Annotated in this window: 1 protein-coding gene; it reads right to left on the minus strand. The window is 65.1% G+C overall.

The annotated features are described in order from the left end of the window. Positions 1-31: 31 nt before the first annotated feature. Positions 32-255: hypothetical protein (locus HGO92_RS23345; protein ID WP_169999136.1), on the minus strand; the 224-nt coding region annotated here is incomplete at its 5' end.

Genomic DNA, 255 nt, shown 5'->3' on the forward strand with positions numbered 1-255 from the left:
CGTCAGGAGGGTCATGATCCAACCGCTGTATCTACTTCGCGCCGGTGGGTTGGGGTGCGGGCGCGGCTTCGGCGACCTGGCCCATGGCCTCTCCCGGCTGCGGCAGGTCCAGCCGCTTCAAGAGCAGGGCATTGACCGCGACAATCACACTGGAACCGGACATGGAAATGGCGGCGATTTCCGGGCTGAGCATGATACCCAGGCCCGGGTAGAAGACGCCGGCGGCAATCGGCAGGGCGATGACGTTGTAGCCGA

This window comes from Crystallibacter degradans, from assembly GCF_012952295.1.
In the GTDB taxonomy this organism is placed as follows: domain Bacteria; phylum Actinomycetota; class Actinomycetes; order Actinomycetales; family Micrococcaceae; genus Crystallibacter; species Crystallibacter degradans.